This window comes from Streptomyces hainanensis, from assembly GCF_004348415.1.
Taxonomy (GTDB): domain Bacteria; phylum Actinomycetota; class Actinomycetes; order Streptomycetales; family Streptomycetaceae; genus Streptomyces; species Streptomyces hainanensis.
In genome coordinates this window covers 1-4805 of sequence record NZ_SMKI01000536.1, presented here as the reverse complement: position 1 = coordinate 4805, position 4805 = coordinate 1, and the positions used below count along the sequence as shown (strand labels likewise).

At 77.0% G+C, this 4805-nt stretch carries 1 protein-coding gene; it reads left to right on the top strand.

Annotation, left to right across the window (positions count from 1 at the left end; all coding sequences use genetic code 11):
- Positions 1 to 41: 41 nt before the first annotated feature.
- The coding region (locus E1283_RS31940; RefSeq protein WP_243745250.1) for a type I polyketide synthase at positions 42 to 4805 on the top strand (4764 nt) is incomplete at its 3' end.

The following is a 4805-nucleotide window of genomic DNA, read 5'->3' as shown; positions in this document are numbered from 1 at the left end:
CCCATCCCCCGCACCATCCCCCGCAGTCGAGTCTCGTCATCGTGATCAACCCGGTGCACCGCCCCTCGCCACGGCTGACCGTCGCAGCCACGCGAGCCGGCGCGCTCGGCGTACTCGAACTGCCCGACGACGACCCGCGCGGCGCCGCCGACGCCCTGGACCGCACCGCCAGCTGGTCCACCGCGCCGTTCGGCGTCCGCGTGCGCCCCGGTTGCCCCGTCGCCCCGGGCGACCTGCCGGCGGCCGCCACCACCGTGCTGCTCGCCGACCCCACACGCGAGCCGACAGAGTTCGTCGACCGCACCGTGCTCGCCGAGGTCACCGACCTGTCCGGCGCCCGCGCCGCGGCCGCCGCCGGCGCCGCCGGGCTGATCGTCCGCGGCTCGGAGAGCGGCGGCCGCGCCGGCGAGTTGAGCACCTTCGTGCTCCTCCAGCAGGTGCTGGCCGACCTCGGCGACACCCTCCCCGTCTGGGCCGCCGGCGGGATCGGGCCGCACACGGCCGCCGCCGCCGTGGTCGGCGGCGCGGCCGGCGTCGTGCTCGACACCCAGCTCGCGCTCTTCGACGAGGCCGCGCTGCCGCTGGAGATCACCGAGACGCTCGCCGTCCTCGACGGCACCGAGACCGTCCGCCACCACGGCGTGCGGGTGCTGCGGCGCCGCGGCCCCGGCACCCCTGAACTGCCGGACGACCCGGCCGAGTTCGCCGCCCGCGTCGGCCCCGACCTGCGCACCCAGCTGCTCCCGGTCGGCCAGGAGGCCCCGCTGGCCGCCGCGTTCGCCCGCCGCTGGCCCAGCGTCGCCGAGGCCGTGCGGGGCATACGCGGGGCCGTCGCCGACGCCGTACGCGACGACACGGCCGCCACCGCGCTCGGCCCCGACGCCCCCGCCGCCCGCGCCCTCGGCGCCCGGCTCCCCGTCGCCCAGGGCCCCATGACCCGGGTGAGCGACCAGCCCGAGTTCGCCGCCGAGGTCGCCGCCCACGGCGGCCTGCCCTTCCTCGCCCTCGCGCTCACCGGCGCCGAGGGCACCCGCGCCCTGCTGGAGCGCACCAGCGCCGCCCTCGGCGACGCGCCCTGGGGCGTGGGCATCCTGGGCTTCGCCGACGAGGCCGTCAGGACCGCCCAACTCGACGTCGTCCGCCGGCTGCGCCCCACCCACGCCATCGTCGCCGGCGGCCGCCCCGCCCAGGCCGCCGCCCTGGAGGCCGACGGCATCGCCACCTTCCTGCACGTGCCGTCGCCCGGGCTGCTGCGGCAGTTCCTCGCCGCCGGCGCCCGCAAGTTCGTCTTCGAGGGCGCCGAGTGCGGCGGCCACGTCGGGCCGCGCAACAGCTTCCCGCTCTGGGAGGCGCAGACCGAGGTCCTGCTCGACCACCTCGCCTCCCTCGACCCCGAGGCGCCCCGCGGCGACGGCCTGGTCGTGCTCTTCGCCGGCGGTGTGCACGACGAGCGGTCCGCCGCCATGACCGCCGCCCTCGCCGCCCCGCTCACCCGGGCCGGCGTCGCCACCGGCGTGCTGATGGGCACCGCCTACCTGTTCACCGAGGAGGCGGTCAGGGCCGGTGCCATCAGGCCGCTCTTCCAACGCCACCTCGTGGCCGCCGAGGGCACCGACCTGCTGGAGACCGCCCCCGGCCACGCCACCCGCTGCGCCAGCAGCGCGTTCGGCGCCGACTTCGAACGGCTTCGTGCCCGGCTCCGCGCCGAAGGCGTACCGGAGCGCGAGATCTGGGAACGGCTCGAACGGTTCAACGTCGGCCGGCTCCGGCTGGCCAGCAAGGGCATCGAGCGGGTCGGCGACGAGCTGCGCCCCGTCGACGAACGCCGCCAGGCCGACGAGGGCATGTTCATGGCCGGCGAGACGGTGGTGCTGCGTGACCGGACCACCACCCTGGCCGCCCTCCACGAGTCCGTTGCCGAGGGCGCGGAACGCTGGCTGCGCGCCCGTGCCGCCGAGCTGCGCGCGCGCCTCGGGCTGCCCGCGCCCGGGCACGCCGTCGAGGACGCGCCCGAGCGCGCGCCGGAGCCGTTGCGGGTGGCCGTCGTCGGGATGGCCGGGATGTTCCCCGGCGCCGAGGACGTGTCCGCCTACTGGGCCAACATCCTCGCCGGCCGCGACTGCGTCACCGAGGTCCCCGCCGAGCGCTGGGACCCCGAGGTCTACTACGACCCGGCGGGTGACGGCGAGCGCACCCCGTCCAGGTGGGGCGGCTTCCTCCCGCCGATCCCCTTCGACCCGCTGCGCTTCGGTATCCCGCCGGCCTCGCTCGCCGCCATCGAGCCCGTCCAACTGCTGGCCCTGGAAGCCGCCAGGCGTGCCCTGGCCGACGCCGGCCTCGAAAGCCCGGACGCCGACCACCGCCGCACCTCCGTGATCTTCGGCACCGAGGCGGGCAGCGACCTCTCCAACGCCACCGCCCTGCGCAGCGTGCTCCCCGGCTACCTCGGCACCGTCCCCGCCGGCCTCGACGAGCAACTGCCCCGGCTCACCGAGGACTCCTTCCCCGGGATGCTCGCCAACGTGATCGCCGGCCGGATCGCCAACCGGCTCAACCTCGGCGGCGCCAACTACACCGTCGACGCCGCCTGCGCCTCCTCGCTCACCGCCGTCGACGCCGCCTGCAAGGAACTGACCACCGGCACCAGCGACCTGGTGCTGTGCGGCGGCGCCGACCTGCACAACGGCATCAACGACTACCTGCTCTTCTCCTCCGTCCACGCCCTCTCGCCCAGCGGCCGCTCGGCCACCTTCGACGAGGCGGCGGACGGCATCGCGCTCGGCGAGGGCGTGGCCTGCGTGGTGCTCAAGCGGCTCGCCGACGCCGAGCGCGACGGCGACCGGATCTACGCCGTCATCGACGGGGTCGGCAGCGCCAGCGACGGCCGGGCGCTCGGCCTCACCGCGCCCCGCCCCGAAGGCCAACGGGCCGCGCTGCTCCGGGCCTACGCCAACGCCCGGGTCTCGCCCGCCGACGTCGGCCTCATCGAGGCCCACGGCACCGGCACGGTCGTCGGCGACCGCACCGAACTCGCCACCCTCACCCAGGTGTTCGAGGAGGCCGGCGCCGCCCCCGGCGGCTGCGTCGTCGGCTCGGTCAAGTCCCAGATCGGGCACACCAAGTGCGCCGCCGGCCTGGCCGGCCTGATCAAGGCCACCCTCGCCCTGCACCACGGCGTCCGCCCTCCCACCCTGCACCTGAACCGGCCCAACGGGGCCTGGGACGAGGCCACCAGCCCGTTCGCCTTCCACACCGAGGCGCGCCCCTGGGCCACCGAGCCCGCCGAACGGATCGCCGGCGTCAGCGCCTTCGGGTTCGGCGGCACCAACTTCCACGTCGTGCTACGCGCGTACAACCAGCCGCCAGCCGTCCACGCGTTCGACGAATGGCCCGCCGAGCTGCTGCTGTTCCGCGGCCGCGACGCCGCCGCCGCCCGCGCGGCCGCCAGGTCGCTGCTCGCCGCGGTGGAACGCGGCGGACCATGGCGGCTCCGCGACTACGCGCGTCACGCGGCGCGCCGCGCCGACCTGGCGGCGACCCGCGGCGAGCCCGTCCGCGTCGCCGTCGTCGCCGACCGCCTCGACGCCCTGCCCGCACTGCTGCGCCGGGCCGCCGACGGCGAGTCGGCCCCGGACGACGGCATCCACACCGCGGCCCCCGAAGGCGCCGGGTCCGGCCGGCTGGCGTTCCTCTTCCCCGGCCAGGGCAGCCAACGGCCCGGCATGCTCGCCGAACTCCTGGTCGCCTTCCCCGAACTCCAGCACCACCTCAGGCGCGGCGCCCGCTGGGCCGACCGGATCTACCCGCCCGCCGCCTTCGACGAGGCGGCGGCGGCCCGGCAACAGGCCCGGATCACCGACACCGCCGTCGCCCAACCCGCCCTTGGCCTCGTCGAGTTGGCCGCCGCCGAACTGCTCTCCTGCCTCGGCGTCCGACCCGACATGGCCGCCGGGCACAGCTACGGCGAGCTGGTCGCGCTCGGCACGGCGGGGGTGCTGGCGCCCGACGACGTGCTGGCCGCCAGCGCCGCCAGGGCCGAGGCCATCCTCGCCGAGGTGAGCACCGGCGACCCCGGCGGCATGGCCGCCGTCGCCGCCACCCCCGCCCAGATCGAGGCGGTGCTGCGCGGCTCGCCGGCCGCCGGCGCGATCGTCGTCGCCAACCACAACGCGCCGCGCCAGACCGTCGTCTCGGGACCCACCGAGCGGCTGGCCGAGGCCACCGAGACGCTCCGCGGCGCCGGCCTCGCCACCAAGCCGCTCCGGGTGGCCTGCGCCTTCCACAGCCCGAAGGTAGCCGGCGCCGGCGCCGTGTTCGCCCGACACCTGTCCCGACTCCCCCTCGGCACACCCGCGTTCACGGTCTGGGCCAACCGCACCGCGGCGCCCTACCCCGCCGACCCGGACACCATCCGCGCCGAACTCGCCGAGCAGATCGGCGCCCCGGTCCGCTTCACCGAGCAGATCGAGGCCATGTACGCCGCCGGGGCCCGGGTCTTCGCCGAGGTCGGCCCGGGACGGGTGCTCAGCCGCCTCGTCGACGCCATCCTCGAAGACCGCCCGCACACCACCGTCACCCTGGACGACCGCCGCCGCCCCGGCCTGTCCGGACTGCTCACCGCGCTCGCCCAACTCGCCGTCACCGGCGCCGACGTGCGCGCCGGACGGCTCTTCCAGGGCCGGGACGCCGTCGACCCGGAGACCACCGCCACCCCCACCCCGGCCGGCTGGACCGTCGACGGCCAGCTCGTCCGCCGCGCCGACGGCACCCTCCTGCCCGGAGCCCTCCACCCCCCACGCCTTGTC